Below are 24,957 nucleotides of genomic sequence, written 5' to 3'. Positions count from 1 at the left end.
GCCGGTCCGCACCTTTCTTGAGAGAAGTGACAGGGGCGGGGCCCCCGTGCTTTCTCAGACTAGGGGGAGCCACTGACAACGCCGGTCGGATTCCCGGATACGACAACAATCCCGGGCCTTCCAGCATGCCCGACGCCACGTCCGACCCTATAGCACGCGCATTCGATTTACGGCACCCGTTCACCACCTTCACCCAAAGGTGTGGCGGGACTAGTGTCAGCACCATGATTGATCACGCTCGTGACCTGGTGTCTGTACGAGAAGCGACCGAGAGGCTGCTCACAGCAGCCGCCAAGCTGGACAACGCGTCGGTGGCCGAGCCGTCACGGCTCCCCGGCTGGACCCGCGGCCACGTCCTCGCACATCTCGCCCGCAATGCGGACGCCCTAGTGAACGTCCTGGAGGGTCGACCCATGTACCCCTCCGCCGGGACCCGGGACGCCGACATCGAGCGGGACGCCCCGCGGCACCTCGACGCCCAGCTCGCCGACGTACGCGAGAGCGCGGCCCGCTTCCAGGAGGTTGGGACGGCACCGGCGGACTGGTCGCGCACGGTGACGCTGCGCAACGGAGTCACGGACGCGGCGGCCCGGGTGCCGTTCCGGCGGTGGGTCGAGGTGGAGCTGCACCACGTGGATCTCGGGATCGGATACGACCTGGAGGACCTGCCGGCGGAGTTCGTGGAGCGGGAGACCGACTTCCTCGCGGAGCGGTTCACCGGTCACCCCGATGTGCCGCCGACGCGTCTCACGGACGGCACGCGCGCGTGGAGCACGGGCCGGGAGGCCGAGGTGCCCGATGTCACCGTCACAGGCCCCGCGCCGGAGCTGCTCGGCTGGCTCGCCGGGCGCCGCGACGGGGCCGGGCTGACGGTGGCGGGCGGCCCGCTGCCGCCGCTTCCCCCGCTGTAGTGGCTGGACGGTCCCCGGACGCTCTGCCGCTATAGGCTGCCGCCATGACGTACAGCGGACAGGTGACGGTCGGCGGCCCGGCGGACGTGCACGAGCTCAAGGACCTGATGATCACCAAGATCGCGGTCGGCCCGATGGACAACAACGCCTATCTGCTGCGCTGCCGGGCCACCGACGAGCAGCTGCTGATCGACGCCGCCAATGACGCGGACTCGCTGCTCGGCATGATCGGTGACGACGGCATCGCGTCCGTCGTCACCACCCACCAGCACGGCGACCACTGGCAGGCGCTCGCCGCGGTCGTCGCGGCAACCGGCGCCCGTACCTACGCCGGCCGCGACGACGCCGCCGGCATCCCCGTGCCGACCGATGTCCTGGTCGACGACGGGGACACCATCCGGGTGGGGCGCGTGGAACTCACCGCGCGCCATCTGGTCGGGCACACGCCGGGCTCGATCGCCCTGGTCTACGACGACCCGCACGGGCACCCGCATGTGTTCACGGGCGACTGCCTCTTCCCCGGGGGGCCTGGGCGGACAACACGTCCGGAAGAGTTCAACTCCCTGATGGGTGGCCTGGAGACCAAGCTCTTCGACGTTCTGCCCGACGAGACGTGGATCTACCCCGGCCACGGCAACGACACCACCATCGGCACGGAGCGGCCCCACCTCGCGGAGTGGCGCGCACGAGGCTGGTAACCGTCCAACGCCGACCGCTCCAGTTTCGAAACCGAAGCAGGGGCGGTCGCGCATTCAGGCCCGTCCGCGCTCGGGAGGGTCATGCCCCACGGATGGTGGCCTCCAGAGCACCGCACCGATGCCGGCAGCGATGACCGCCATGGTCAGGGGGACGGTTGCATGGGCTGCGGTCTGCCGGGCGGGTTCAACTGGCAGGCAGCGGAACCTCCCCCTTCTCCGCAATCCATCCCTTCGGCTCCCAGCCGTACTACGGGCGCGAAACACCCGCACGCAGCTGGAGGCCGCGCTCAAGCGGCCTGCGACCGCCGCTGTCACTTCACGCCTTGGCCTCCGGGCCGCCCCGGCGGAGTCCCCGGGGCGGCCCGGAGGCCGAGGACGGTGAAGTGTTCCGGCAGAGGATCCGCGTGGCTGTGGACCGTGGACGACGCACGCGCCCTGCGCGTCTCGCGCCGCCGGGGCTCCTGCCTGACTCGCCTCGCGGGTGATCCGGCGGAGTCGGTGCCCGGCGACCCGGCGGGCGCGTCCCCGGTGATCCAGTGGACGGCCCGCCGGCGGTCTAGCGGGTGGCCCCGGTGTGCTCCCGCACAGTCGCCGTCTCGTTCGCCGTCGTCCCGGCTCCCGGCTCGGCGTTGTGCTTCGCGAAGCCGCGCCGACCCGGCAGGATGGCGAGGACGATCAGTGTTCCGGCTGCCATGATGATCCCGCCGATGAGGCTGGTCTGGGCGACGCCGTGGGCGAAGGCCTGGTGGACGGCGTCCACGGCGGCCTGGGCCTGCTGGGGTCCGGCAGCGGGATCCTGCGCGACCCGCTCCGCGACGGCCAGGCCGGCGCCGACCGAGTCCTTGGCGGTCTCCATCGCCTCCGCCGGGAGCCGGTTGCCCACCAGGTCGGTCAGCTCGTCCCGGTAGGCCGTGCCCAGCAGCGAGCCCAGCACCGCGATGCCCAGCGCCCCGCCCAGCTCCAGCGCGGTGTCGTTGACACCGCCGCCGACGCCCAGCTCGGACTCGGGGAAGGAGCCCATGATCGTGTCTGTCGCCGGAGAGATGGCCAGTCCGAGCGCGAGGCCCAGCATCATCATCGGCGCCACGAAGTCCCCGTACGTCGAGCCCTTGTCGATCTGGGTGAGCAGGAACATGCCCGCCGTGCCGATGGCCAGGCCGGTCACGACCATCGGCTTCACGCCCAGCTTCGGGGTGAGCATCCCGGTCAGCGCGGACCCGAGGAACACCGCACCGGCCAGCGGCAGCAGCCGTACACCCGTGTCCAGGGCGCCGTAGCCGAGGACGAACTGCAGGAACTGCGTCGCGTAGTAGATCACGGCGAACATGCCGAAGAAGAAGAACAGCACCGCGAGCATCGAGCCGCTGAAGGGCCGCAGCGCGAACTTGCGGACGTCCAGCATCGGGTGCGGGTGCCGCAGCTCCCAGGCGACGAAGGCGACCAGACCGACAGCGGCGACCACGGCGGCGGTGACGGGGCCGACGCCCCAGCCGGAGTGCGGGCCCTCGATGGCGGCGTATATCAGGGAGCCGACGGTGACGATCGACAGCAGACCACCGACGTAGTCGATCCGGCCCATGCCCTGCGCCTTGGACGGCGGCACCAGGGCGAGCGCGCCGAACACGCCGAGGAGGGCGATCGGCACGTTGATCAGGAAGGTCGAGCCCCAGGCGTGGTCCTCAAGCAGCCAGCCGGAGACCAGCGGGCCGACGGCGACCGCCAGCCCGGAGGTCGCGGCCCAGGCGGTGATGGCCTTGGTCCGCTCGCTGCGGGGGAAGGTCGCGACCACCAGGGACAGCGTGGCCGGCATCACGACCGCGGCACCGACACCCATGATCGCGCGGGCCACGATGACCAGCGAGGTCTCGTCGACCAGGCTCCCCATCACCGAACCGGCGGCGAAGATCAGCAGACCCAGCACCAGCGCGCCGCGTCGGCTGTACTTGTCGCCGATCGCGCCCAGCACCAGCATCAGCGCCGCGTACGGAACGGTGTAGGAGTCGACGACCCACTGCAGATCACTGCTGCTCAGGCCCAGGTCGGTGGTCATGTCGGGGGCGGCGACGATCAGCGACGTGTTCGCCATCACCGTGATCAGCAGGCTCAGACACAGCACGAGCAGCGCCCACCAGCGCCGCGCGTACGGCTCGGTCATCTTCTCCACGGGGGTATGTGCAAGGAAGGGCATCAGTAGCTCCTGAGAGGGACGGGGCGGACGAGCGGAATCACTTAATTGCCCGTGAGGGGAGCGGGCGGCGGGCTGAGATCTCAGGGCTTCGAGATCATCCTGTGGCCCCGTGTGGGCTTGCCTCGGCGATTCCCCGGAGGGCCGCGTCGGTGTCCGCGGTGGCCAGCATCCTGTTGATGTAGTCGCCGGCCAGTGCGCCGGCCGCTGCGGAGGCCCCGACCTGGGCGACCGGATCGGTGGCGTTGCCGGCCACCCACACACCCGGCACCTCGGTGGTGCCGGCCATGCCGGAGGCGAAACCGCGGCCCATGTTGTTCGGCAGGTCCTGCACCGGCAGGCCCAGACCTTCCAGGCCCTGAGTGCGGGCCTGCATCTGCGGGGTGACCGCGAGGACGCGGCGGGCCACGACCTGACCGTCGGCCAGGCGCACCCCGGCGAGGGCACCGTCCTCGTCGTTGACGACCTCGGTGACCGGGGTGTCGATGATGCGGATGCCGCGGGCGGCGAAGCGGGCGCGGCTGTCCTCGTCCAGGTCGGTGCCGTGGGTGAAGTAGGTCAGGTCCTCGGTCAGCTGGCGGAACAGATACGCGTGGCCGATGGAGGCCGGGCCGGTGGCGAGGATGCCGATGGGCTCGTCGCGCATCTCCCAGCCGTGGCAGTACGGGCAGTGCACCACACTGTGCCCCCAGTGCTCGGCGAGCCCGGGCACCTGTGGCAGCACATCCGTGAGGCCGGTGGCCACCAGGATGCGGCGGGCGGTGATGCTGCGGCCGTCGGCCAGGGTGACGGTGAACCGCAGGTCCCCGTCCGCCGACGGGGCGGCGGACTCGGCCGAGACCACCTCGCCGAACACGACGCGTCCGCCGTACTGGCGCACCTGCTCCCGGCCCCGTCGAAGGATCTCGGACGGCGGGGTGCCGTCCAGGACGATGAAGCCGTGCATGGCCTCCGCGGGCGCGTTGCGCGGGGAGCCGCTGTCGATCACGACGACCGAGCGGCGGGAGCGGGCGAGGATCAGTGCACCGTTCAGCCCCGCGGCGCCCCCGCCGATCACCACCGCGTCGACGGTCCCCTCGGCCAGTGCGTCGCTCACGTACGGAGGAGTCGCCACAGCCATGGCCTCCTGCCTTTCCTTATCAGTCATGGTTCGGTCAGCCCTTCGAGTTCCGGGTGGTTGGAGGGGGTCAGCCGTTCAGAAAGCCGAGGATGTGGTCGGCGACCGTCTTGGGCTGTTGTGGAGAGTCCGGCCCCGGTGTGCTTGGGACGTTCGTCATGTACAGATCCAGTACGGCGATGAAACTCGCCGTCGCCAGGATCGCGAGGATCAGACCGTGCCTTGCCGGCCTGGAAGGCGTCGCAACGCCGGGCGGCGCGGAGGAGTTCAAGGCATGGGCTGCCCTCGATCGCGCCAGGCGTGCACGCAGCCTGTCCGGTGAGCTCAGGTCCGTTGTGTACTGAACAGTCAGAAACCTAGGCGGTTCTGTACTGGGTTGTCAAATACGGCGGGTCGGCTTTACCTTCGATGTATGGCGAGACCACGGAGCTTCGACCCCGACCACGTCCTCCACGCCGCCGAGCGGCAGTTCCGCACCTCGGGCTACAACGGCACGAGCGTCGACGACATCAGCGCCGCCACCGGCCTGGGCCGCGGCAGCCTCTACGCCGCGTTCGACGGCAAGCACGGCGTGCTGCTGCAGGCGATGACCGGCTACTTCGCCCGGCTGGCGCAGGGTCCGCGGAAGATGCTCGCCGGACCGGACGAGGGCGCCCTGGAACGACTGCACGCGTACCTGCTCCGCGCCGTCCACGGGGTGCCACTCGCCGCCGACGTACCCGCCGCCCCTGACCGGACGGCGGCGGCCTGCTTCGCCGCCAAGATGGCCCTGGAGATCGGCGCCTCCGACCCCGAGGTGCAACGCCTGGCCAACGACTGCTTCTCCGTAGTCCGGACGGCGGTGGCCGAGTGTGTGCAAGCGGCGCAGCGCAACGGCGACATCGACCCCGACGCGGACCCCGACGACCTTGCCTACCTTCTGCTGACCATCATCCGCGGGACCGATGTCGTAGGCGCGTACGGCCACAGCCCTGACCGCCTGACTTCGATCGCGGAGAGCGCGTTCGCCTTGCTGCCTCGCCCGCGTCACCGCTGAGAAGGGCACGGCCGGCCTCGTTGCACAGGCATCTGATGCGGTCGGCCCACTTCGACGCCGCGGAGGCACGGCCCGTAGGTTTACGCGCCGCAGTGACCTCGCGTGTTGGCGCGTGCTGTGGTGTTTCCGGGCGGGGTGGGCAACACCCGTAAGGATCCGAAGGCGTTCGCCAGTCTGATCCACGATGTCGAGACGAAGATCTTCGACGTGCTCCCGGACGAGACCTGGGTCTACCCGGGACACGGCGACGACACCACGCTCGGTGCGGAGCGTCCGCAGCTGCCGGAGTGGCACGCGCGCGGGTGGTGAACTCCGGAGGTCCACGCGGGTGGTGAACTCAGGAGACTCAGGGGGCGCGTGTTGCAAGACGCGCGCCCCGTGTGAATCCTCTGCACGCGCCGGTGCCCTGTGCGCGCTCCCCGCGCGCGTGGTTGCGCGGTCAACTGGAAGTAGCCCCGCGCGGGATCACAGCCCCTGCGCGGTATGGGCCGCCGGTCCCTCGATCCCCGCCCTCGGCCGGCGGCCCAGGCAACCACCCACCCCGGACACCCCCTAGGCGTCGGCCTGTGCTGCCCCGATCAGCGCCGCGACTCGCTCCACCCCGAACACGTACCCCTGCACACCACATCCCGCGATGACCCCGTCGGCGCGCAGCGAGACGTACGAGTGGTGCCGGAACGACTCCCGCTGATGGATGTTGGAGATGTGGACCTCCAACACGGGCATGCCGTCACAGGTGTTGAGTGCGTCCAGGATCGCGACGGACGTGTGCGAGTAGGCGCCGGGGTTGATGACGATCCCGCAGTGGTTGAGCCGCGCCTCGTGGATCCAGTCGACCAACTGACCCTCGTGGTTGGACTGCCGGAAGTCCACCGTGCCGCCGTGTGCGGCGGCCGCCTTGGCGCACAGGGCCTCGACGTCGGCGAGTGTGTCGGAGCCGTAGATCTCCGGCTGGCGTTGCCCGAGAAGGTTCAGGTTGGGCCCGTTGAGGATCATGATCGGGGCGTTGGCCAGGGTGCGGGGCACGGTTCCTCCGGTCCGGTCGAGGTCGGGCGGTCCACGAGGACCGCTGCTCGGACCCGGTCTATCACGGTGCGCCGACACCGGGCCCCGCGCACCTTCCTCGCATGAGGACAGTTCCGGCCGGCGCATCACCCGTCACTTGTCGAGGCGCACCGCGCCTCCGCGCGCCCCCGTAACCCGTGGTCACCGTGGGTAGTTGACGCGGCATGCACGACGTACGCACCGTAAGGGCACCTTCCATGCTGCGGCTCGCGGCCGCCTCGCTCGCCGGAACGGCCATCGAGTTCTACGACTTCTTCGTCTACGGGACAGCGGCGGCGCTGGTCCTGGGGCCACTGTTCTTCCCCACCTTCTCGCCGCTGGCGGGGACGCTGGCCGCCTTCGCCACGTTCGGCGTGGGCTTCGTGGCGCGGCCGCTGGGTTCCGTCCTGTTCGGGCACATCGGGGACCGGCACGGACGGCGGCCGGTCCTCGTCGGCTCGCTGCTGCTCACCGGTGCGTCGACGGTCGCCGTCGGCTGCGTACCCACGTACGACTCGATCGGTGTGGCCGCCCCGGTGCTGCTGCTCGTCCTGCGCTTTCTGCAAGGGCTCGGGCTCGGCGGCGAGTGGGGCGGGGCCGTGCTGCTGACCGCGGAGCACGCGCCGGCCGACCGGCGGGGACTGTGGTCGAGCTTTCCGCAGGTGGGGCCCCCGGTGGGGTTCGTGCTCGCCAATGGCGCGGTGTTGACGCTGTCGGCGACGCTGACCGACGCCCAGTTCGCCGCGTGGGGCTGGCGGGTGCCGTTCTGGGCCGCCGGGGTGCTGGCCCTGGTGGGGCTGTGGCTGCGGTCGTCGCTCACCGAGAGCCCCAGCTTCCTCGAAATCGACGACTACGCGCGCGTGCCGCTCGCCGAGGTCGTGCGCGACCATTGGCGGCTGGTGCTGCTGACCGCCGGCGCGCTGGCCGTCGGGTACGCGATCTTCTACGCCGTGACCACCTGGTCGCTCGCGTACGCCACGGAACGGCTCGGGGTGAGCCGTACCGTCATGCTGACCTGCGTCATGGCCGCCGTGGTGATGAAGGGTGCGCTGACGCCGGTGGCGGCGGTGCTCGGCGACCGCTACGGGCGGCGGCCACTGTGTCTCATCGGGTGTGCGGCGGCCGCGCTGTGGATGTTCCCGATGGTGGCGCTCCTCGCGACCGGCGCCCCGCTGCTGATCTTCCTCGGCTTTCTGGTGGCGCTGGTCGCGTTCGTCACGATGTTCGGGGTGATCGCCGCGTACCTGCCGGAGCTGTACGAGCCCCGGGTGCGCTGCACGGGCGCCGCCGTCGGGTACAACCTCGGCGGCGTCCTCGGGGGCGCGCTCACCCCGATCGTGGCGACGGCACTGGCCGAACAGGGCGGTCGGGTGCCGTGGGGTGTGGGCGCCTATCTGACCGGCATCGCGCTGCTCAGCCTGGGGTGCTTCGCGCTGCTCCCGGAGACGCGCCGGGTACGGGTGCGTGCGGCCAAGGCGGAGGCCGAGGCGGCCGCCGGCTGACTTACGGATCGTCCCTACGGATTGACCGCCAGTTCCAGGTACGCCGCCAAAAGCACCAGATGGACGCCTCCCTGCAGCGGTGTGGCCCGGCCCGGCACCACCGTCAGGGAGGCGACCACGACGGTCAGCGCGAGCAGCACCATGTGGGTGGAGCCGAGGCCCAGGATGAGCGGTCCGGGCAGCCAGATGGAGGCCAGGGCCACGGCGGGGATCGTCAGGCCGATGCTGGCCATGGCGGAGCCGAGCGCGAGATTGAGGCTGGTCTGCACCCGGTCGCGGCGCGCGGAGCGCAGCGCGGCGATGGTTTCGGGGAGCAGCACCAGCAGCGCGATGATCACCCCGACGACGGCATGGTCCAGGCCGACGGCTGCCACGCCCGACTCGATCGTCGGCGACACACCCTTCGCCAGACCGACCACTCCGACCAGCGCGAGCAACAGCAGGCCCAGGCTGATCCAGGCGGTGCGGGCGGACGGGGCCGCGGCGTGGGTCTCCGCGGTGATCACCTCGCCCTGGCGGGTGATCGGGAGGAAGTAGTCGCGGTGCCGGACGGTCTGCGTGGTCACGAACAGGCCGTAGAGGATCAGCGACGACAGCGCGGCGAAGGTGAGCTGCACAGTCGAGAACTCCGGGCCGGGCTTGCTGGTGGTGAAGGTCGGCAGCACGAGGCTGAGCGTGGCCAGCGTGGCGACCGTCGCGAGGGCGGCGCCGGTGCCCTCGGGGTTGAAGACGGCCGTGCGGTGGCGCAGGGAGGCCACGAGGAGGCTCAGGCCGACGATGCCGTTGCAGGTGATCATCACGGCGGCGAAGACGGTGTCCCTGGCCAGGGAGGCGCTCTTGTCGCCGCCGTCGGCCATGAGCGTGACGATCAGCGCGACCTCGATGACGGTGACGGCGACGGCGAGGATGAGGGAGCCGAAGGGTTCGCCGACCCGGTGGGCGACCACTTCGGCGTGGTGCACGGCGGCGAGAACCGCGCCTGCGAGGACGACCGTCATCAGCACCACGACCGCGCCCGGCACGTCCCGGCCCCAGGTGAAGACCAGCAGGACCGCCGCGAGCACCGGCGCTACGGACGTCCACCCAGGCGTGAGCGACCTGAGCCGAGCGATCATGCGGCGATCCTCGCAGACCGGTTACGACCTCGCATTCCGGCCGACCGGCGGTCAGCGCAGGTCGTGGGCCGCCCGTACGTCACCGTCATGGCCTCCTCGTATGAGTCGCATGCGTCGCATGAGTTGTATGAGTCGAGTCGAATCGAACGAGTCGAACTCGAAGAAGCGGGAGCGGTGCTCGGTGAACTGCCGAGCACCGCTCCCGGTGATGGTTGTCGCCGCGTCCGCGGTGGTCAGACGTCGATGCTGTCCTTCGGAGCGTCTTCGCTCCGCTCCTGCGCAGCCTCGGCCGCCGCCTGCTTCCGGGAGGCCCTCAGGCTGGTGATCGTGGTGACGATCAGGACCGTGCAGATCACGCCGAGCGAGACCGGGATGCTGATCTCCGGGACGTGGACCCCGGACTCGTGCAGGGCGTGCAGCACCAGCTTGACGCCGATGAAGCCGAGGATGATCGACAGGCCGTACGACAGGTGGACCAGCTTCTTCAGCAGGCCGCCGATGAGGAAGTACAGCTGCCTGAGACCCATCAGCGCGAAGGCGTTGGCGGTGAAGACGATGTACGGGTCCTGCGTGAGGCCGAAGATCGCCGGGATGGAGTCGAGCGCGAACAGGACGTCCGTGGTGCCGATGGCGAGCATCACGACCAGCATCGGGGTCATGACCCGCTTGCCGTTCTGCTGGATCCACAGCTTGGTGCCGTGGTACCGGTCGGCCACACCGAAGCGGCGCTCGGCGGCCTTGAGGAGCCTGTTCTCCTCGTACTCCTCGTCCTCGGCGTCGGCCCGGGCCTCCTGGATCAGCTTCCAGGCGGTCCAGATCAGGAAGGCGCCGAAGAGGTAGAACACCCACGAGAAGCTGGCGATGATCGCGGCACCGGCGGCGATGAAGACCGCGCGCAGCACCAGGGCTATGAGGACGCCGATGAGGAGCACTCGCTGCTGGTACTGCGAGGGCACGGCGAACTTCGCCATGATCAGGACGAAGACGAAGAGGTTGTCGACGCTCAACGACTTCTCGGTGATGAAGCCGGCGAAGAACTCACCGGCGGGCTGGCCGCCTCCGAAGACGAGCAGGCCGAGGCCGAAGAGACCGGCGAGGACGATCCAGACGACGGTCCAGATCCCGGCTTCCTTGATTGATACGTCATGGGGCTTGCGGCCGATGAAGAAGTCGACCGCGATGAGCGCGGCGAGTCCCACGATGGTCAGGACCCACAGGTTCACGGAAACATCCACTGCGCCTCCGGCAGTACGTAACGGCTTAACAGTCAGTCAGCGTCGTCGCTGCCGGAGGTCTCTTCCACCCATAAGTGGGCCGACGCCCCGGGATCTGGCCTGATCCGTATTGACGGGTACGCCGCAGTAGTCAGGGAGTACTCCCCTCCGTACGAAGAACAGTACCCCAATCACCAAGGATTGGTAAAGTGCTTGGCAAAGTAAAGACCAAGTGCGCAGGTCAGCCGGGCTTTACCGTTGCTTGGTGCGAGCTGCGGCGACCTGGTCGAGCACCCGCTGGAGCACCTGGCTGCCGGGCGGCACCAGCGCCGGCTCATACGTCCAGGCGTGGCCCACCCAGGGGTCGGCGAGGTGGTCGTCGGGAACCGGAGTCAGTCGCAGCAGCGAACGCCACAGCGGGTCGAGCAACGGTCCGTAGGCGGCGGCGTCCTCGCGGTCCGCGACCATCATGAGGTGGACGCCGACGGCGGGGCCCTCGTCGGCCAGGTAGCGCAGTTGCGTGACGGCGCGGTCGTCGAAGCCGTGCGGGAAGTCGTTGACCACCAACAGGTTCTGGGACGTGTCGAAGCCGGGCGGGAGGGCGTCGGCCGCGCCGCCGCGCACCGCCATCTGCACCAGGTCGACCCGCTGGGTGAGCTTGCCCAGGACGTCCGCCACCCCCGCGGCACCGACCGCGGGCGGGGCCGCGAGCACCCCGCTCTGCACCAGCGGCACCAGCGTCTGCGCCCCCGAACCGGCCGGGTCGATGACGTACACGGTGAACTCGCCCGTCGGATGGACGGCGAGCAGCCGCGCCACCTGCGCCACGGCCGCCTCCATCGCCAGGCGCCGCAGGTCGTGCGCGTCGTGGAACGAACCGTCGACGGAACCGGCACGACCGCTGTCGATCCACAGGCCGCGCTCCAGGGGCAGCCGGACCAGCATCGGTATCCGTATCTCGGCGCACTCCGGCAGATGCAGGTCGCCCAGGCGCAGGGCCATGGGCGTCTCCGTCGGCACGCGGTAGCCGTGCCAGACGGGGTTGTCCCAGCGGGCGTACGCCGGTGGCAGGGCCGGTTCGACGACGTCGGCCTCGGCGGCGAGCTGGGCGACGTCACGGTCGAGGGCCTGCCGGGCCTGGTCGACGAGCCGGCCGTGCCGGGCGCGGGCCGCCTCGCGCGCGGCGTCGGCCTGCCCGCCGATGCGGCTGCGCGGGTCGGACAGGACCTCCTCCAGCTCCTTGTCCATGCGCGACTCGGCGAAGTCGACGGCGCTGCGGTACGCGGCCGTGGTGCGGGCCAGGTCCTCGAACATGCCCCACACCTGGTTGTAGAGCCGCTCGTCCATGGACCAGCCGGTCGCGTCACCCGCGACGGGCTGGGCGGGCCGGCCGGGCGCTACAGGAGGGGCTGTCGGTGGGGGCGGGGGCGGTGCGGAGTTCCGGCGGCGCGGGTGGTTGTAGTCGATCGGGCCGCCCGCAGTGGGCGCGGACGGCTGGGTGAGGGCAGAGGGGTCGGCGACGGCGGGGGGATCGGTGTGGGCGGATCCTGCGGAGTAGCCCGTACGTCCCCCCGTCGCGCCCTGAGGGGTCTGGGTGCCGTAGGGCGAGCCGCCGTGGTCCGGGCCCAGGGTGGGTGCGGCCGCCTGGCGGGTACGGTCGCCGTCCGTCGTACGGGGCGGGGGTGCCGCCACCGAGCGGGCCATGCCCTGGGCGACCGCGTCGTTGATGGTGCCGGCGAGCTGGTGGGCCTGGGGCAGGCCCTGGTCGGTGAAGAGCTCGGCGAGGCCGCCTGCGTAGCCCTGGCCGACGGCGCGCACCTTCCAGGCGTCCTGGCGGCGGTAGAGCTCGAGGGCGACGACGGCCGTCTCGGCCTCCAGGCCGGTGATGGTGTAGCTGGCGACCTCCGCACCGTCGAGTCCGGTGACCGCGACGAAGGGGGCGGCCACGGCGCCGAAGCGGGCCGGTCCCCCGGCGCCGGTGGGCAGAGCGAGCAGGACATGGACCCGGTGCACGGCGTCCGGCATGGCGTCCAGATCCACCGCGAGCCGGTGGGCGGCGGCCGCCTGGCGGGGCACCTCCAGTCCGGGCAGGGTGGGTGCGCCGGGGTGGGCCACCCGCTCCGTGTCCTGGACCTTGCCCTGCTCGTCGCTGAGCGTGGCCGCGGCCACGATCGGCTTGTCGGCCGAGACCCGGATCTCCAGGCGGGCCTGGGAGAGCGGGTGGTTCTGCCCCCGCACCAGCTCGGCCGTCATCGCCTCAATCCCCCTGTGTGGTTGTTGTTTGTCGTGTTGCCGCTCGCCCGGGCCCGCCGTCTCAGAGGAGCGGCAGGATCGACGGCATCAGGTCCTGGAAGGTGCGGCCGTTGGCCGGGGTGCCGAGGGCGGTCATGGACCAGCCCGTGCCCGCGCGGTGCACCTTCGCCATGATCTGGGCGGTGTAGGCGCCGCCGCCGGCGAGCGTGTAGCGGGCGAGCTCCTGGCCGTTGGTCTCGTCGACGAGGCGGCAGAAGGCGTTCTGCACCTCCTGGAAGGTCTGGCCCGTGAAGGAGTTCACGGTGAAGACGATCTGGTCGATGTGGACCGGGAGGCGCTGCAGGTCGACGAGGATCGCCTCGTCGTCGCCGCCCTGGCCGACACCGCCGACCAGGTTGTCGCCGGTGTGGCGCACCGAGCCGTCGTCGCTCACCAGGTGACGGAAGAAGACGACGTCGACCGGCTGCTTGTCCGCGAACAGGACGGCGGAGGCGTCGAGGTCGATCTCCCGGGTGCGCGAGCCGAACAGGCCGCGCCGCGGGGCCGCCTGCCAGCCGAGACCCATACGCACCGCGGTCAGGCTGCCTCCGTCGTTCTTCTGCAGACTGATGGCCTGACCCTTGGTCATGTTGACGGTCACGCGCAGATTCCCCTCTCGAGCATTCCCCTGTTGCCGCGAAGTCGCGGATGACCAGCACCTTACGCAGGGGCACTGACAGCGACGTACTCCGGTCCGCACTTTGTGTCGGTCTTGCAACACAGCGCAGTCGCGGCGAGGTCACAGCGGTCCCGCCGGCCCGTCAGGCCAGGCCGGCCTCCTTCATCTGGCGCAGTTCCTTCTTCATCTCGGACACCTCGTCGCGCAGCCGTGCCGCGATCTCGAACTGCAGGTCCGCGGCGGCGGCGCGCATGCGCTCCGTCAACTCCTCGATCTGCTCGGCGAGTTCCGCGGCCGGACGGTCGGTCGGCACGGTCTCCTTGACCTTGCCCTTGGCGCGCTTGGTGGGCTTCACGTCCTTGACCGCGTGGTCCTTCAGGGAGGGCACGGGGGCCCTCGTCCCACGGCCGTCCTTGCGGGACTGGCGATAGCCCGTGCCGAGCAGCTGTTCGGTGTCGACGTCCTCGCGCGCGATCTGCGCGACGATGTCGTTGATCTTCTTGCGCAGCGGCTGGGGGTCGACGCCGTTCGCCTTGTTGTACGCGATCTGCTTCTCCCGGCGGCGGTTGGTCTCCTCGATGGCCTTCTCCATCGCCGGGGTGATCTTGTCGGCGTACATGTGGACCTGGCCGGAGACGTTGCGCGCCGCGCGGCCGATGGTCTGGATCAGCGAGGTACCGGAGCGCAGGAAGCCCTCCTTGTCGGCGTCGAGGATCGCCACCAGGGAGACCTCGGGCAGGTCCAGTCCCTCCCTGAGGAGGTTGATGCCGACCAGGACGTCGAACTCGCCGGAGCGCAGTTCGCGCAGCAGCTCGACACGGCGGAGTGTGTCGACGTCGCTGTGCAGATAGCGGACCTGGATGCCGAGCTCCAGGAAGTAGTCGGTGAGGTCCTCGGCCATCTTCTTGGTGAGCGTGGTGACCAGGACGCGCTCGTCCTTCTCCACGCGGGTGCGGATCTCGTGGACCAGGTCGTCGATCTGGCCCTCGGTGGGCTTGACCACGACCTCTGGGTCGACCAGGCCGGTGGGGCGGATGATCTGCTCGACGACGCCGTCGGAGCGGGACATCTCGTACTGGCCCGGGGTGGCCGACAGGTAGACGGTCTGGCCGATGCGTTCCTGGAACTCCTCCCACTTCAGCGGGCGGTTGTCGAGGGCCGAGGGCAGCCGGAACCCGTGTTCCACGAGGGTCCGCTTGCGGGAGGCGTCGCCCTCGTACATGGCGCCGATCTGCGGCACGGTGACGTGCGACTCGTCGATGACGAGGAGGAAGTCCTCGGGGAAGTAGTCCAGCAGCGTGTTCGGCGGGGAGCCGGGCAGGCGGCCGTCGAAGTGCATCGAGTAGTTCTCCACGCCGGAGCACGTGCCGATCTGGCGGAGCATCTCGATGTCGTACGTCGTGCGCATCCGCAGCCGCTGGGCCTCCAGAAGCTTGCCCTGCTTCTCCAGCTCGGCGAGCCGCTCCCCCAGCTCCTTCTCGATGTCGTTGATGGCCCGCTCCATGCGCTCGGGGCCCGCGACGTAGTGGGAGGCCGGGAAGACGTACAGCTGCTGGTCGTCGCTGACGATCTCGCCCGTGAGCGGGTGCAGCGTGGACAGCGCCTCGATCTCGTCGCCGAACATCTCGATGCGGACGGCCAGCTCCTCGTAGACCGGGAAGATCTCGATGGTGTCGCCGCGGACCCGGAAGGTGCCCCGGCTGAAGGCCATGTCGTTGCGCGTGTACTGGATGTCGACGAAGCGGCGCAGCAGCTGGTCGCGGTCGAGCTCGTCGCCGACGCGGAGCGGCACCATGCGGTCGACGTACTCCTGCGGCGTACCCAGGCCGTAGATGCAGGACACCGAGGCGACCACGACGACGTCGCGGCGGGTGAGCAGCGAGTTGGTCGCCGAGTGGCGCAGGCGCTCGACCTCCTCGTTGATCGAGGAGTCCTTCTCGATGTAGGTGTCCGACTGCGGGACGTAGGCCTCGGGCTGGTAGTAGTCGTAGTACGAGACGAAGTACTCGACGGCGTTGTTCGGCAGCAGCTCTCGGAACTCGTTCGCCAGCTGGGCGGCCAGCGTCTTGTTCGGCGCCATCACCAGGGTGGGGCGCTGGAGCTGCTCGATCATCCACGCGGTGGTGGCGGACTTGCCGGTGCCGGTCGCGCCGAGGAGCACGACGTCCTTCTCCCCGGCTTCGATGCGCCGGGCGAGGTCGGCGATGGCCGTCGGCTGGTCGCCGCTCGGCTGGTAGGGGCTGACGACCTCGAAGGGCGCCACCGTGCGTTCGATGTTGGAAACGGGCCGCATGGAATCCACCGTACGACCCCGCACTGACAACGGGCTCCGATCAGCGGTTCTGCGGGGTGCGGGAACCGCTGCGAGTGGGGTGCCGACGGGTGCGGAGGGCGAGTCGGCGGGTCTGGTCCGGCAGCGGCGGGTGCGCCGGGACGCCGGGCTTGTGCTCGGGGCGGGCCGTGGCGGGCCTGCCCATGACCATCAGCGGGTCGAACAGCACGACGACGGCCGCGAGGAGCAGGAGGGCGAGCGGGCCGATCAGCATCGGGGCGAGCAGCGCGGCGGGCGAGTCTCCCGTGGCGGGGTCGGCGGTGCCGTGGAGGTGGACGCGGAGGGCGGCCATGCCTGTGTAGTGCATGCCGGTCACGGCGAGGCCCATGACGAGGCTGGCGCCCACGCTCCACAGGAACCCTCTGACCTGTCCGGCCGCCCACAGGGCTGCGGTGGCGGCGACCATGGCTATGAGGACGGAGGCGGCGACGGTGACCGTGTTGTACTCCAGCTTTCCGTTCAGTTGCAGGCCGGCCATGCCCAGGTAGTGCATGGACGCGATGCCGAGGCCGGTGATGGTGCCGCCGGTGAACAGGGCCGTGCCGGACGCGCCCCGGTAGCCGACGATGAAGATCCCGACGCCCACCATCAGGATGGCGACGCCGAGGCTGGCGTACGTCATGGGCTTGTCGTAGTGGATCGGGGCCTGCTGGACCGTGAAGCCCATCATCGCGACGAAGTGCATGGTCCAGATGCCGGAGCCGATCGCCATGGAGCCCAGGGCGAGCCAGCCGGGGCGCCAGGAGCCCGCCACCAGCAGGGATCTGGTGGTGCAGCGCAGGCCGAGGGCACCGCCGAGGCAAGCCATGAGATAGGCCACCAGCGGTGTGACGAGGCCGTAGCTGAATCCATCGACCGTGCCCTGCATGTGCGGCTGCCCTTCCGCCCCATTCCGTCCCGGAATCCCATGAAATACTCCCCCACCCAGGACCGCCCGAGCGGTCAGGGTTGAGGCAGAGAGTATGACTCGCACTGGAATGGTCGAACGACTTTCCGGCAAAGAAACACGCCTCTGCCCCAGTTGTGCCGCACTGGTGAGCACCCTCGGGCAACTCCATGCCATCTGTGTCCATCCTGTACCCCCCGGCGTTGACCCTCCGCTGTCAGGTAGGGGCTGTTCGTGATGGGGGTCGAGCGACCACCTGGCCTGGGGTACGGCCAGAGGCGACGAGGAAAAGCCCGATGTCGTCCGGGACGCGCTGGGCGGGCAGTGACGTTCCGGCATCGGTTCGGGCCGGCGTTGTCAGTGGCGGGTCGTACGGTGGGCACATGGACAGCCATGGGCAGTACGAGCAGCAGGTCGTGTGGGCCGTCGTCGCCAGTGACATCGGTCCGCTGCTGCTGGCCGCGACCGACGAAGGCCTGGTCAACGTCGTGTTCCACGCCACGGACCCGGTGCGCGACAGGGCGCTCGGCCGGCTGGCGTCCCGCCTGGGCGCCGAGCCGGTCGAGGCTCCCGGCTCCCCGTTGCTGGCCGAGGCGATACGTCAGGTCCGGGCCTACTTCGCGGGCGAGCGCCACGACTTCGAACTGCCGCTGGACTGGTCGCTGATCGCGGGCTTCAACCGCCAGGTGCTGCGCGAGCTGGCGTCCGGCGTGCCGTACGGCACGGTCGTCGGATACGGCGATCTGGCCGACCGGGTCGGTCAGCCGGGCGCGGCCCAGGCGGTGGGGACCGCGATGGGCGCCAACCCGCTGCCCGTGGTCGTGCCCTGCCATCGGGTCGTGGAGAGCGACGGTGGCATCGGCGGGTTCGGCGGCGGCCTGGAGACCAAGCGGAAGCTGCTGGCGCTGGAGGGCGTGCTGCCCGAGCCGCTGTTCTGAGACCGACGGGGGCCGGTGTGCGACCCCCGCTGATACGTCCGGTGGATACGTCTCAGGCGTAGTGGCGTGCCTCGAAGAAGTTGCCGTCCGGGTCCCGGAAGTAGAAGTTGCGCCGGGCGTTGCCGCGGGCGCCGAAGGAGTCGTGGCCGATGTCCGTCATGGGGACCGAGCGTTCTTGCAGGCGGTCGCGCAGGGCGTCGAAGTCGTCCTCGGGCAGGGCGAGGCAGACGTGGTTGACGGGGTGCCCGGAGCTGTCGGCCGCACCGGGGAGCATCGTCATGCGCTCCGCCGTGCTGAGCGGCATCAGGTCGATGATCGTCTCGTCGTTGACGCGCACCGAGGGGAAGGGCACCTGCCCTGCGGCGAACTCGGTGAGCCTGACCGGCTCCAGGCCGACCGCCTTCTCGTAGAAGTCGGCGGCCGCGACCGGGTCGCGCACCCAGAGGACGACGTGGTCGAGACGTGTCGTGTTGTCCGTCATGCCCCCAGGCTGGTGTCGTCCCGCATCGACCGCAAGGGTTTGACGGGGCGCGCCGCCTGCCAGAGATGAGGGAAGACCGACAGACAGGAGGCAGGCGCGTGACGCTGGTGGTGTCCGAAGAGGTCCGGGAGGCGGTCCACGCACGTCGGCCCGTGGTGGCCCTGGAGTCCACGATCATCGCGCACGGGCTGCCACGTCCCCGCAATCTGCGGGTGGCGCTGGAGCTGGAGGAGGCGGTACGGCAGGAGGGCGCCGTTCCGGCCACGATCGCGGTGCTGGACGGGCAGCCCCGGGTGGGTCTGGACAAGGAGCAGCTGGAGCGGATCGCGAACGAGGACGGGATCCGCAAGCTCGGCCACCGTGATCTGCCGCTCGCGGTGGCCGCCGGGGCGAGCGGGGCGACCACGGTCTCCGCGACCGCGCTGCTGGCGGCCCTGGCGGGCGTGCGGGTGTTCGCGACGGGCGGGCTCGGCGGGGTGCACCGGCAGTGGACGGTGACGCAGGACGAGTCGGCCGACCTGGGTCTGCTGGCCCGCACACGGATCACGGTGGTGTGCGCGGGCGTGAAGTCGATCCTGGACGTGCCGGCCACGCTGCAGCGGCTGGAGACGCTGGGCGTGGCGGTGGCCGGGTACGGCACGGACCGCTTCCCCGGCTTCTACCTCTCGGACTCCGGGCACCCCGTGGACTGGACCCTGGACAGCCCGCGGCAGGTGGCCGACGTCATGCGCGCCCAGGACGCGCTCGGCGGGCCGGAATCGGCGCTCGTCGTGGCCAACCCGGTACCGGAGGCGGAGCAGCTGGATCCAGAGCTGCACGCGCGCGTGCTGGCCGACGCGCTGCAGGCGTGCGATGCGGAGGGGATCACCGGCCAGGCCGTCACACCGTTCCTGCTCGACTACCTGGTACGGCACACGGAGGGGGCTTCGCTGAGCGCCAACCTGGCGGCGGTGCGCGGCAACGTGCGGCTGGCGGCGCGGATCGCGGCGGCCTGGGCCGAGGCGTGAGCGGGTCGGGGCGCGTGTCGGTCGGCGGCGCCCTGCTGGTCGTCGGGGATGTCGTGACGGACGTCGTCGCCCGGCACCGGGGCCCACTGGCGGGCGGCACGGATACAGCGGCCGTGATCCGGACGCTGCCCGGTGGCGCGGGCGCCAACGTGGCCTGCTGGGCGGCCCATTGGGGCTGGGCGGACGTGCGGCTGCTCGGGCGGGTGGGCCCGGACTCGGCGGCGTGGCACGAGCGTGCGCTGACCACGGCGGGGGTGCGTCCCCATCTGGTGGTCGACCCTCAAGCACCGACGGGGACGGTGATCTGCCTGGTGGACACGGGCGCCGCAGCCGAGCGGACGTTCCTCACCGACAGCGGCGCCTCGTTGCGGCTCGATCCCGCGGACTGGTCGGACGCGCTGCTCGACGGCGTGGCGTGGCTGCATCTGTCGGGCTATCTGCTCTTCTCCGAGCCGGGACGGGCGCTGGTGGCGGCGGCCCTGGCGTCGGCACGTGCGCGTGGAGTGCCGGTGAGCCTGGATCCGGCGTCGGCCGGGTTCCTAATGGAGTTGGGGGTGGACCGTTTCCTCGCGTCCGTCGACGGCGTGCAGGTCCTGCTGCCCAGCCGGGACGAGGCCTGCCTGCTCACCGGGCTGCCGGACGCGGCCGACGCGGCGGCGAAGTTGAGCCGCCAGATCCCGCTGGTGGTGGCCAAGCAGGGCGCGGACGGGGCACTGGTGGCCCGGTCCGGCACCGTGCACGCCCGTGTCCCCGCCGTACGCGCGACGCCCCGGGACACGACGGGCGCCGGCGACGCGTTCACCGGGGCGTTCCTCGCCGCCCTGCTGGCCGGCGCCCAGCCGGAGGTCGCGGCGGCGGAGGGGTGCACGGCGGGGGCGCGAGCGGTCGAACAGGTGGGCGGCAGGCCTCCCGTGGGCCCGGCCTCCGGTGGCGGCGGGTCCACCATCGCCTGAGACAGGTACAGCCGTCCGGCCAACACACCGCCTGCCCTTCGGCCGGGCCCGTCGACGAGGGCGAGCCGGGCATGCATCAAGTCGAACCCCTTCCCCCGGCGGCTCCCGCACATCCACGTCGTGCATCGCGCCGCTCGACAGGCGAACGCAACGGTATGCAGGCTGGGGACCAACTCCCGTTGTCCACAGGCGGGAACCAAGCGGAACGTGGGGTTTCCACAGGCTTACCCGCTGCTCACGCGGTCCTGGCACACTGGCCGAACGGCGCAGGAATGCGGCGCGAGAGGATCCACGCAAGGAGATCCAGATGTCCATGGCAGGGAATCTGCGGAAGGTCACGAGCCTCGGCGGGGTCGGCGGCCTCCGCAAGGTGGCGCGGCTGGCCCGGCGGGGCCGACGGGTCGACCTCAGCCACCCCGCGCGCTCCCCGCTGGGCTCCTCCGTGGTCAACTGCGTGGCCTACGAGGAAGGTGCCCGGCTCCCCCTCGGCGGTGACCTCGTCGACACGGTCGAGCGGGTCCGCAAGAGCGGCGCGGCCTTCGTCTGGCTGGGTCTTCATGAGCCGACGGACCAGGAGTTCGCGGGGATCGCCGAGCTCTTCGACCTGCATCCGCTGGCGGTCGAGGACGCGATCGAGGCCCACCAGCGTCCGAAGGTGGAGCGGTACGGCGAGACGCTGTTCGCGGTGTTCAAGACGGTCTGCTACGTCGAGCACGAGGAACTCACAGCGACCAGCGAGGTGGTGAACACCGGCGAACTCATGGTGTTCGTCGGCCAGGACTTCGTCGTCACGGTGCGGCACGGCCGGCACGGCTCGCTCGGCCCGCTCCGCGAGGAGCTGGAGGCCAACCCCCACCAGCTCGCCAAGGGCCCGTCCGCGGTGCTGCACGCGGTCGCGGACCACGTCGTCGACGACTACCTCAGCGTCATCGACGCGGTGCAGGCGGACATCGAGCAGGTCGAGACGGACGTCTTCGCGGAGAACGGCGCACGCGCCGACCCGGGCCGCATCTACCAGCTCAAGCGCGAACTGCTGGAACTGAAGCGGGCCGTGGTCCCGCTGAACCGGCCGCTGCTGGACCTCGCCGACCGGCCGATGCGGGTGGTGGAGCCGGAGATACAGGCCTACTTCCGCGACGTCTCCGACCACCTGATACGGGCCACGGAACAGATCGCCGGCTTCGACGAACTGCTCAACTCCATCCTGCAGGCCCACCTCGCCCAGGTCACGGTCGCGCAGAACGAGGACATGCGGAAGATCACGGCATGGGCCGCGATCGTCGCCGTACCGACGATGGTCTGCGGCGTGTACGGCATGAACTTCGACCACATGCCCGAGCTGCACTGGAAGTACGGCTACGGCATGGTCGTCGGCGTCATATCCGTGGCCTGCCTGGCCCTGTACCGCGGATTTCGGCGCAACGGCTGGCTGTGACCGTCCGGTGCGGGCAAGGCGGGCTGGCGGTCAGCGGCTCGCACTCCTGGCGTAGACCCGCTCCGCCCACTCGGCGATCTGGTCCTCCGTCAGGTGCTGGGCGAGATCGGCTTCGCTGATCATGCCGACCAGGCGCTTGTTCTCGATGACGGGCAACCTGCGGATCTGGTGATCCTCCATCTCCTGGAGCACCTCGCTGACATCGGCGTTCGCGTCGATCCAGCGCGGTGTGCCCTTGGCCATCTCGCCTGCGGTGATCTTGGACGGGTCGTGGCCCATGGCCACACAGCCGACCACGATGTCGCGGTCGGTGAGGATGCCGCAGAGCCGTTCGTTCTGGTCGCTGATGGGCAGGGCTCCGACATTGAGCTCACGCATCAACTGGGCTGCGCGGTCCAGGGTCTCGTGCGCGGGGATCCACTGGGCACCCCGGTGCATGATCTCTCCGGCAGTGGTCATGGAGTACCTCCCGGTGCCGGACGGCCGGCGCGGCGCGGGACGCACCGCTGGTCCCGGCGTTCTTCATTCTCGCCGGGTACTCCGGGGCACGCACCTGGGAGGCTCAGGCGGAGAACCCGATGATCTTCCGTGGCACCACGCGGATGATCACACGGACCTCGTCGTCCTTCTCCGCGGGCGGGTCGATGCCGAGGTACTTGTGCGAGAGCTCGTACGGGAGCCGCTTGCCCTCGTCCGGGAGGATCTCGGCGGTGCCGCGGATCTCGACCGAGGTGTAGGGGTTGGCGAGGTCGAAGACCGAGAGGCTGATGCGCGGGTCGCGACGGAGGTTGCGCACCTTCTGGCGGCCGTCGGTGGAGGAGAAGAGGACGGTGTCGCCCTCGCGCTTGATCCAGACCACGGAGTTCTGGGGGGCGCCGTCGGGGCCGAGGGTGGCGACGCCGGCGAAGTTCTTGCCGTCGAGGAGGGCCCGGACCGAGTCGTTGAAGGAGACGGGGGATGGGGAAGCCGTGGACGTGGCTGAAGTCGTCATGCCAAGGGAGCTTACATGCGTGTGCATATAAATTGGCGTGGATTCTGGAGGGAGTTCGAGCCGTGTTCCGGTCAGCCGCTCCACGCCGGGCGGCGCGGATCGTCGGCGCGTACGAGGACGTCGGCGGTGCCGGCGGGGTCGACCTCGCCCTCGTAGCGCTCGAAGGCGGGGAGGGTCCAGTGCTCGGCCTCCGGGGTGCGGCGGCGCAGAGCGCCCGGGGAGAGGAGGAGGTGAACGGTCAGATCGAAGGGGAACCAGTGGCGCAGCAGGAGGGGGCCGTGCACCAACAGAAGGCCGTCGTGCGGGAGTTGGATGTACGGGCTGCGGGTGGCGCGGTCGGTGACCGGGTCCAGCAGGTCGGGCAGGACCCGCCCGTCGCCACCGGGTTCGAGGGGGCCGAACACCTCACGCCACAGGGCGCCGGTGTCGAACCAGCCGTCGTAGTAGGCGTCCACGTCGTGGTGCCCGTGCTCCAGACGCACGGAGGCCGGGCGCAGGAAGCCCTCCGTGCCGACGACCAGCGAGGACCGGCCGCGTATGCGCAGGGCGTCGTGGACGCGTGCTGCGAGGTCTCCCGGGGCGGCCGCCGGGGCGCCGTCGAAGGCGACGCGTGGCCAGGGGCTGCCGTCGGCCGGCTTCAGGTCGAGCAGGCGTTCGGCGAGGCGGTCGACGAGCCGGTCCCAGGTGATCGCTTCGAGTCGCACACGACCATGATTACGGATGCGGAGGTGGTGGCGGACATGGCCGAGGGGCGGGGGCGTGGAGGGCGTGGGGCCATGGGAATGAAGCGGATATGGCAGTGCGTGTGACTCCCTCGTCCTCCGGCGGAGGCGAGCTCAGACCCCTCACCGGCTCCCGTACCGCTCCTGTCGTCATCCAGCCACTGAAGAAGAAGCGCTGTGCCAAGTGCCGGCGTGGGCCGCTGTCGCTGCTGGTCATGGAGGACGGGGTGCCGCGGTGCCTCGACTGTGCCGACCTCGGGCATCTGGTGTTCCTGCCGCGCGGCGACACCGCGCTGACGCGCAGGGCGCGGGAGGAGAGCTCGCTGTCGGTGGTCGTCGTGCGGTTCAACCGGCGCAAGAGCCGTTACGAGCGGCAGGGTGTCCTCGTCGAGGAGGCGGGGCTCACCCGGGCGGAGGAGCGGTGTCTGGCCGATGCGGAGGCCCGGCGGCGGCGCCGGGCGCGGGACGCGCAGCGCCGGGCGGTGGAGGATGCACGGTTCGCGGAGGCGTTCGCGGCGGAGATCCTGCGGCTGTTTCCCGGGTGCCCACCCGAGCGGGCTCGGGCCATCGCGGCGTACGCGTCCCTCCGGGGCAGTGGGCGCGTGGGGCGGTCGGCGGCCGGGCGGGCGCTGACGGACGGGGCGGTGACGTCGGCGGTGGTCGCGGCAGTACGGCATGTGGACACGCCGTATGACCAGCTGCTGATGAGTGGCGTGCCCAGGTACGAGGCGCGGCGCAGGATCGCGGCGACCGTGGAGTCGGTGCTGAGGGAGTGGCGGGAGGTGGGGCTCGACTCCGTCGGGTGAGGGTGAAGGGGACTTGCGGGCGTGTGTGTGCCGGGGTAGAGCCCGGCCTGGACGCTCGCGTATGGGGCCGCGGCGTTGAGAAATGGTCCGGGTCGGTGGGCCGGGATTCACTGGTGGGGAGTGGGGATGACCGGTGTGCTGGGCGGCGGCCCGGTACGACGTGGGAGGAGTGGGTGCCGTGATCGACGGGCCGTACTTTGCGCTGACGGTCGTGGGGCTGATCGGGGCCGGGCTGGTGGCCGGGGTGTTCTGTGCCTTCTCGACGTTCGTGATGCAGGGGCTGGCCGCCCTGCCGCCCGCGCAGGGCGTCGCCGCGATGCAGGCGATCAATGTGACGGCGTTGCGGCCGGCCTTCATGATCGTGTTCCTGGGTTCGACGGTGCTGTGCGCGGTGATCGCCGTGGTGACGTTCGTGCTGTGGCCGGACGAGGGGGCGGTGGAGTTGTTGGTGGGCAGCGCCCTGTACCTGTTCGGGTGCTTCGGGGTGACCGTGCTCGCGAACGTGCCGCGCAACAACGCGCTGGTCAAGGTGGAGGCGGGCACAGCCGAGGCGACCGCGTACTGGCCGACGTACGTGCGCGAGTGGACGGCGTGGAACCACGTCCGGACGGTCGCCGCGGTCGGCGCGGTGGTGGCGTACGTGCTGGCCCTCACGTAAGCCGCCGGGGAGGGC

At 70.6% G+C, this 24,957-nt stretch carries 23 protein-coding genes and 1 pseudogene; 11 read left to right on the top strand and 13 right to left on the bottom strand.

Going from position 1 to position 24,957, the window contains the following annotated elements; all coding sequences use genetic code 11:
- Positions 1–224: 224 nt before the first annotated feature.
- Positions 225–911, top strand: coding sequence for a maleylpyruvate isomerase family mycothiol-dependent enzyme (locus I2W78_RS31175; protein ID WP_196463577.1), 687 nt, complete (start codon positions 225–227; stop codon positions 909–911).
- Positions 912–955: 44 nt separating this feature from the next.
- Entirely contained in the window at positions 956–1,609 is a 654-nt protein-coding gene (locus tag I2W78_RS31170; RefSeq protein ID WP_196463576.1) for an MBL fold metallo-hydrolase, read from the top strand.
- Between the two features lie 556 nt (positions 1,610–2,165).
- Here the strand turns inward: I2W78_RS31170 and I2W78_RS31165 are convergent.
- Both I2W78_RS31165 and I2W78_RS31160 read right to left on the bottom strand, forming a co-directional pair.
- On the bottom strand, positions 2,166–3,797 hold the full coding sequence (locus I2W78_RS31165; RefSeq protein WP_196463575.1) for an MFS transporter: 1,632 nt from the start codon (positions 3,795–3,797) through the stop codon (positions 2,166–2,168).
- 94 nt (positions 3,798–3,891) lie between these two features.
- Positions 3,892–4,914, bottom strand: a complete 1,023-nt coding sequence (locus tag I2W78_RS31160; protein WP_196464793.1) for an NAD(P)/FAD-dependent oxidoreductase — start codon at positions 4,912–4,914, stop codon at positions 3,892–3,894.
- 409 nt (positions 4,915–5,323) lie between these two features.
- Here I2W78_RS31160 and I2W78_RS31155 point away from each other — a divergent pair, with 409 nt between their 5' ends.
- Both I2W78_RS31155 and I2W78_RS31150 read left to right on the top strand, forming a co-directional pair.
- Positions 5,324–5,947 carry a TetR/AcrR family transcriptional regulator gene (locus I2W78_RS31155; RefSeq protein WP_196463574.1) on the top strand — a complete coding sequence of 208 codons (624 nt, stop codon included), beginning with the start codon at positions 5,324–5,326 and terminating at the stop codon, positions 5,945–5,947.
- Between the two features lie 120 nt (positions 5,948–6,067).
- A pseudogene (locus tag I2W78_RS31150) lies at positions 6,068–6,256 on the top strand (MBL fold metallo-hydrolase); the annotation flags it as partial.
- A gap of 243 nt (positions 6,257–6,499) precedes the next feature.
- Here I2W78_RS31150 and aroQ read toward each other — a convergent pair.
- The gene (gene aroQ / locus I2W78_RS31145; RefSeq protein WP_196463573.1) at positions 6,500–6,973 is read right to left on the bottom strand and encodes a type II 3-dehydroquinate dehydratase; all 474 of its coding nucleotides are present in this window, start codon (positions 6,971–6,973) and stop codon (positions 6,500–6,502) included.
- Between the two features lie 236 nt (positions 6,974–7,209).
- Between aroQ and I2W78_RS31140 the strand changes: the two genes are divergently transcribed.
- Entirely contained in the window at positions 7,210–8,493 is a 1,284-nt protein-coding gene (locus I2W78_RS31140; RefSeq protein WP_230885647.1) for an MFS transporter, read from the top strand.
- Between the two features lie 14 nt (positions 8,494–8,507).
- Here the strand turns inward: I2W78_RS31140 and I2W78_RS31135 are convergent, their stop codons facing one another.
- From I2W78_RS31135 to I2W78_RS31110, 6 genes are all read right to left on the bottom strand, one after another.
- Complete coding sequence (locus I2W78_RS31135; RefSeq protein WP_196463571.1) at positions 8,508–9,608, bottom strand: calcium:proton antiporter; 1,101 nt, start codon at positions 9,606–9,608, stop codon at positions 8,508–8,510.
- A 233-nt stretch (positions 9,609–9,841) separates the two neighbouring features.
- Complete coding sequence (locus I2W78_RS31130) at positions 9,842–10,843, bottom strand: TerC/Alx family metal homeostasis membrane protein (protein ID WP_196463570.1); 1,002 nt, start codon at positions 10,841–10,843, stop codon at positions 9,842–9,844.
- 231 nt (positions 10,844–11,074) lie between these two features.
- Complete coding sequence (locus I2W78_RS31125; protein ID WP_196463569.1) at positions 11,075–13,075, bottom strand: TerD family protein; 2,001 nt, start codon at positions 13,073–13,075, stop codon at positions 11,075–11,077.
- Positions 13,076–13,136: 61 nt separating this feature from the next.
- Positions 13,137–13,715, bottom strand: coding sequence for a TerD family protein (locus I2W78_RS31120; protein ID WP_196463568.1), 579 nt, complete (start codon positions 13,713–13,715; stop codon positions 13,137–13,139).
- Positions 13,716–13,875: 160 nt separating this feature from the next.
- Positions 13,876–16,026, bottom strand: coding sequence for an excinuclease ABC subunit UvrB (gene uvrB, locus I2W78_RS31115; RefSeq protein WP_196463567.1), 2,151 nt, complete (start codon positions 16,024–16,026; stop codon positions 13,876–13,878).
- A 40-nt stretch (positions 16,027–16,066) separates the two neighbouring features.
- Positions 16,067–16,933 (bottom strand): MHYT domain-containing protein, encoded by an 867-nt coding sequence (locus I2W78_RS31110; protein WP_196463566.1) that lies wholly within the window; start codon positions 16,931–16,933, stop codon positions 16,067–16,069.
- 401 nt (positions 16,934–17,334) lie between these two features.
- On the opposite strand from I2W78_RS31110, the gene I2W78_RS31105 reads away from it, so the two are divergent.
- Entirely contained in the window at positions 17,335–17,889 is a 555-nt protein-coding gene (locus I2W78_RS31105) for a methylated-DNA--[protein]-cysteine S-methyltransferase (protein ID WP_196463565.1), read from the top strand.
- Positions 17,890–17,941: 52 nt separating this feature from the next.
- Here I2W78_RS31105 and I2W78_RS31100 read toward each other — a convergent pair whose 3' ends face one another.
- On the bottom strand, positions 17,942–18,370 hold the full coding sequence (locus I2W78_RS31100) for a VOC family protein (protein ID WP_196463564.1): 429 nt from the start codon (positions 18,368–18,370) through the stop codon (positions 17,942–17,944).
- Positions 18,371–18,468: 98 nt separating this feature from the next.
- Between I2W78_RS31100 and I2W78_RS31095 the strand changes: the two genes are divergently transcribed.
- From I2W78_RS31095 to I2W78_RS31085, 3 genes are all read left to right on the top strand, one after another.
- A complete protein-coding gene (locus I2W78_RS31095; RefSeq protein WP_307783864.1) occupies positions 18,469–19,377 on the top strand; it encodes a pseudouridine-5'-phosphate glycosidase in 909 nt (302 codons plus the stop codon).
- Complete coding sequence (locus I2W78_RS31090; protein ID WP_196464791.1) at positions 19,362–20,330, top strand: carbohydrate kinase family protein; 969 nt, start codon at positions 19,362–19,364, stop codon at positions 20,328–20,330. Before I2W78_RS31095 ends, I2W78_RS31090 begins: the two co-directional genes overlap by 16 nt.
- A 307-nt stretch (positions 20,331–20,637) precedes the next feature.
- Positions 20,638–21,765, top strand: coding sequence for a magnesium and cobalt transport protein CorA (locus I2W78_RS31085; protein ID WP_196463562.1), 1,128 nt, complete (start codon positions 20,638–20,640; stop codon positions 21,763–21,765).
- A gap of 30 nt (positions 21,766–21,795) precedes the next feature.
- Here the strand turns inward: I2W78_RS31085 and I2W78_RS31080 are convergent, their stop codons facing one another.
- The 3 genes from I2W78_RS31080 to I2W78_RS31070 all read right to left on the bottom strand — a co-directional run bounded on the left by I2W78_RS31080 (position 21,796) and on the right by I2W78_RS31070 (position 23,460).
- A complete protein-coding gene (locus tag I2W78_RS31080; protein WP_196463561.1) occupies positions 21,796–22,224 on the bottom strand; it encodes a CBS domain-containing protein in 429 nt (142 codons plus the stop codon).
- Positions 22,225–22,327: 103 nt separating this feature from the next.
- Complete coding sequence (locus tag I2W78_RS31075) at positions 22,328–22,756, bottom strand: PPOX class F420-dependent oxidoreductase (protein WP_196463560.1); 429 nt, start codon at positions 22,754–22,756, stop codon at positions 22,328–22,330.
- Positions 22,757–22,827: 71 nt separating this feature from the next.
- A complete protein-coding gene (locus I2W78_RS31070) occupies positions 22,828–23,460 on the bottom strand; it encodes a uridine kinase (RefSeq protein ID WP_196463559.1) in 633 nt (210 codons plus the stop codon).
- 89 nt (positions 23,461–23,549) lie between these two features.
- Here I2W78_RS31070 and I2W78_RS31065 point away from each other — a divergent pair, with 89 nt between their 5' ends.
- On the top strand, positions 23,550–24,284 hold the full coding sequence (locus I2W78_RS31065; RefSeq protein WP_196463558.1) for a DUF2293 domain-containing protein: 735 nt from the start codon (positions 23,550–23,552) through the stop codon (positions 24,282–24,284).
- 178 nt (positions 24,285–24,462) lie between these two features.
- Positions 24,463–24,942 carry an anthrone oxygenase family protein gene (locus tag I2W78_RS31060; protein WP_196463557.1) on the top strand — a complete coding sequence of 160 codons (480 nt, stop codon included), beginning with the start codon at positions 24,463–24,465 and terminating at the stop codon, positions 24,940–24,942.
- Positions 24,943–24,957 lie beyond the last annotated feature (15 nt).

Origin of the sequence: Streptomyces spinoverrucosus (genome assembly GCF_015712165.1) — a bacterium.
GTDB lineage: Bacteria > Actinomycetota > Actinomycetes > Streptomycetales > Streptomycetaceae > Streptomyces > Streptomyces spinoverrucosus_A.
Note: the sequence above shows the minus strand (reverse complement) of the source record. Positions and strands in the feature narration are given on the sequence as shown.

Coding starts and splice junctions, on each gene's coding strand:
- I2W78_RS31140 (WP_230885647.1), top strand. CDS start 7,210: ATGCTGCGGCTCGCGGCCGCCTCGCTCGCCGGAACGGCCATCGAGTTC.
- I2W78_RS31170 (WP_196463576.1), top strand. CDS start 956: ATGACGTACAGCGGACAGGTGACGGTCGGCGGCCCGGCGGACGTGCAC.
- I2W78_RS31175 (WP_196463577.1), top strand. CDS start 225: ATGATTGATCACGCTCGTGACCTGGTGTCTGTACGAGAAGCGACCGAG.
- I2W78_RS31160 (WP_196464793.1), bottom strand. CDS start 4,914: ATGGCTGTGGCGACTCCTCCGTACGTGAGCGACGCACTGGCCGAGGGG.
- I2W78_RS31085 (WP_196463562.1), top strand. CDS start 20,638: ATGTCCATGGCAGGGAATCTGCGGAAGGTCACGAGCCTCGGCGGGGTC.
- uvrB (WP_196463567.1), bottom strand. CDS start 16,026: ATGCGGCCCGTTTCCAACATCGAACGCACGGTGGCGCCCTTCGAGGTC.
- I2W78_RS31125 (WP_196463569.1), bottom strand. CDS start 13,075: ATGACGGCCGAGCTGGTGCGGGGGCAGAACCACCCGCTCTCCCAGGCC.
- I2W78_RS31135 (WP_196463571.1), bottom strand. CDS start 9,608: ATGATCGCTCGGCTCAGGTCGCTCACGCCTGGGTGGACGTCCGTAGCG.
- I2W78_RS31110 (WP_196463566.1), bottom strand. CDS start 16,933: ATGCAGGGCACGGTCGATGGATTCAGCTACGGCCTCGTCACACCGCTG.
- I2W78_RS31165 (WP_196463575.1), bottom strand. CDS start 3,797: ATGCCCTTCCTTGCACATACCCCCGTGGAGAAGATGACCGAGCCGTAC.
- I2W78_RS31080 (WP_196463561.1), bottom strand. CDS start 22,224: ATGACCACTGCCGGAGAGATCATGCACCGGGGTGCCCAGTGGATCCCC.
- I2W78_RS31075 (WP_196463560.1), bottom strand. CDS start 22,756: ATGACGACTTCAGCCACGTCCACGGCTTCCCCATCCCCCGTCTCCTTC.
- I2W78_RS31065 (WP_196463558.1), top strand. CDS start 23,550: ATGGCAGTGCGTGTGACTCCCTCGTCCTCCGGCGGAGGCGAGCTCAGA.
- I2W78_RS31155 (WP_196463574.1), top strand. CDS start 5,324: ATGGCGAGACCACGGAGCTTCGACCCCGACCACGTCCTCCACGCCGCC.
- I2W78_RS31105 (WP_196463565.1), top strand. CDS start 17,335: ATGGACAGCCATGGGCAGTACGAGCAGCAGGTCGTGTGGGCCGTCGTC.
- I2W78_RS31100 (WP_196463564.1), bottom strand. CDS start 18,370: ATGACGGACAACACGACACGTCTCGACCACGTCGTCCTCTGGGTGCGC.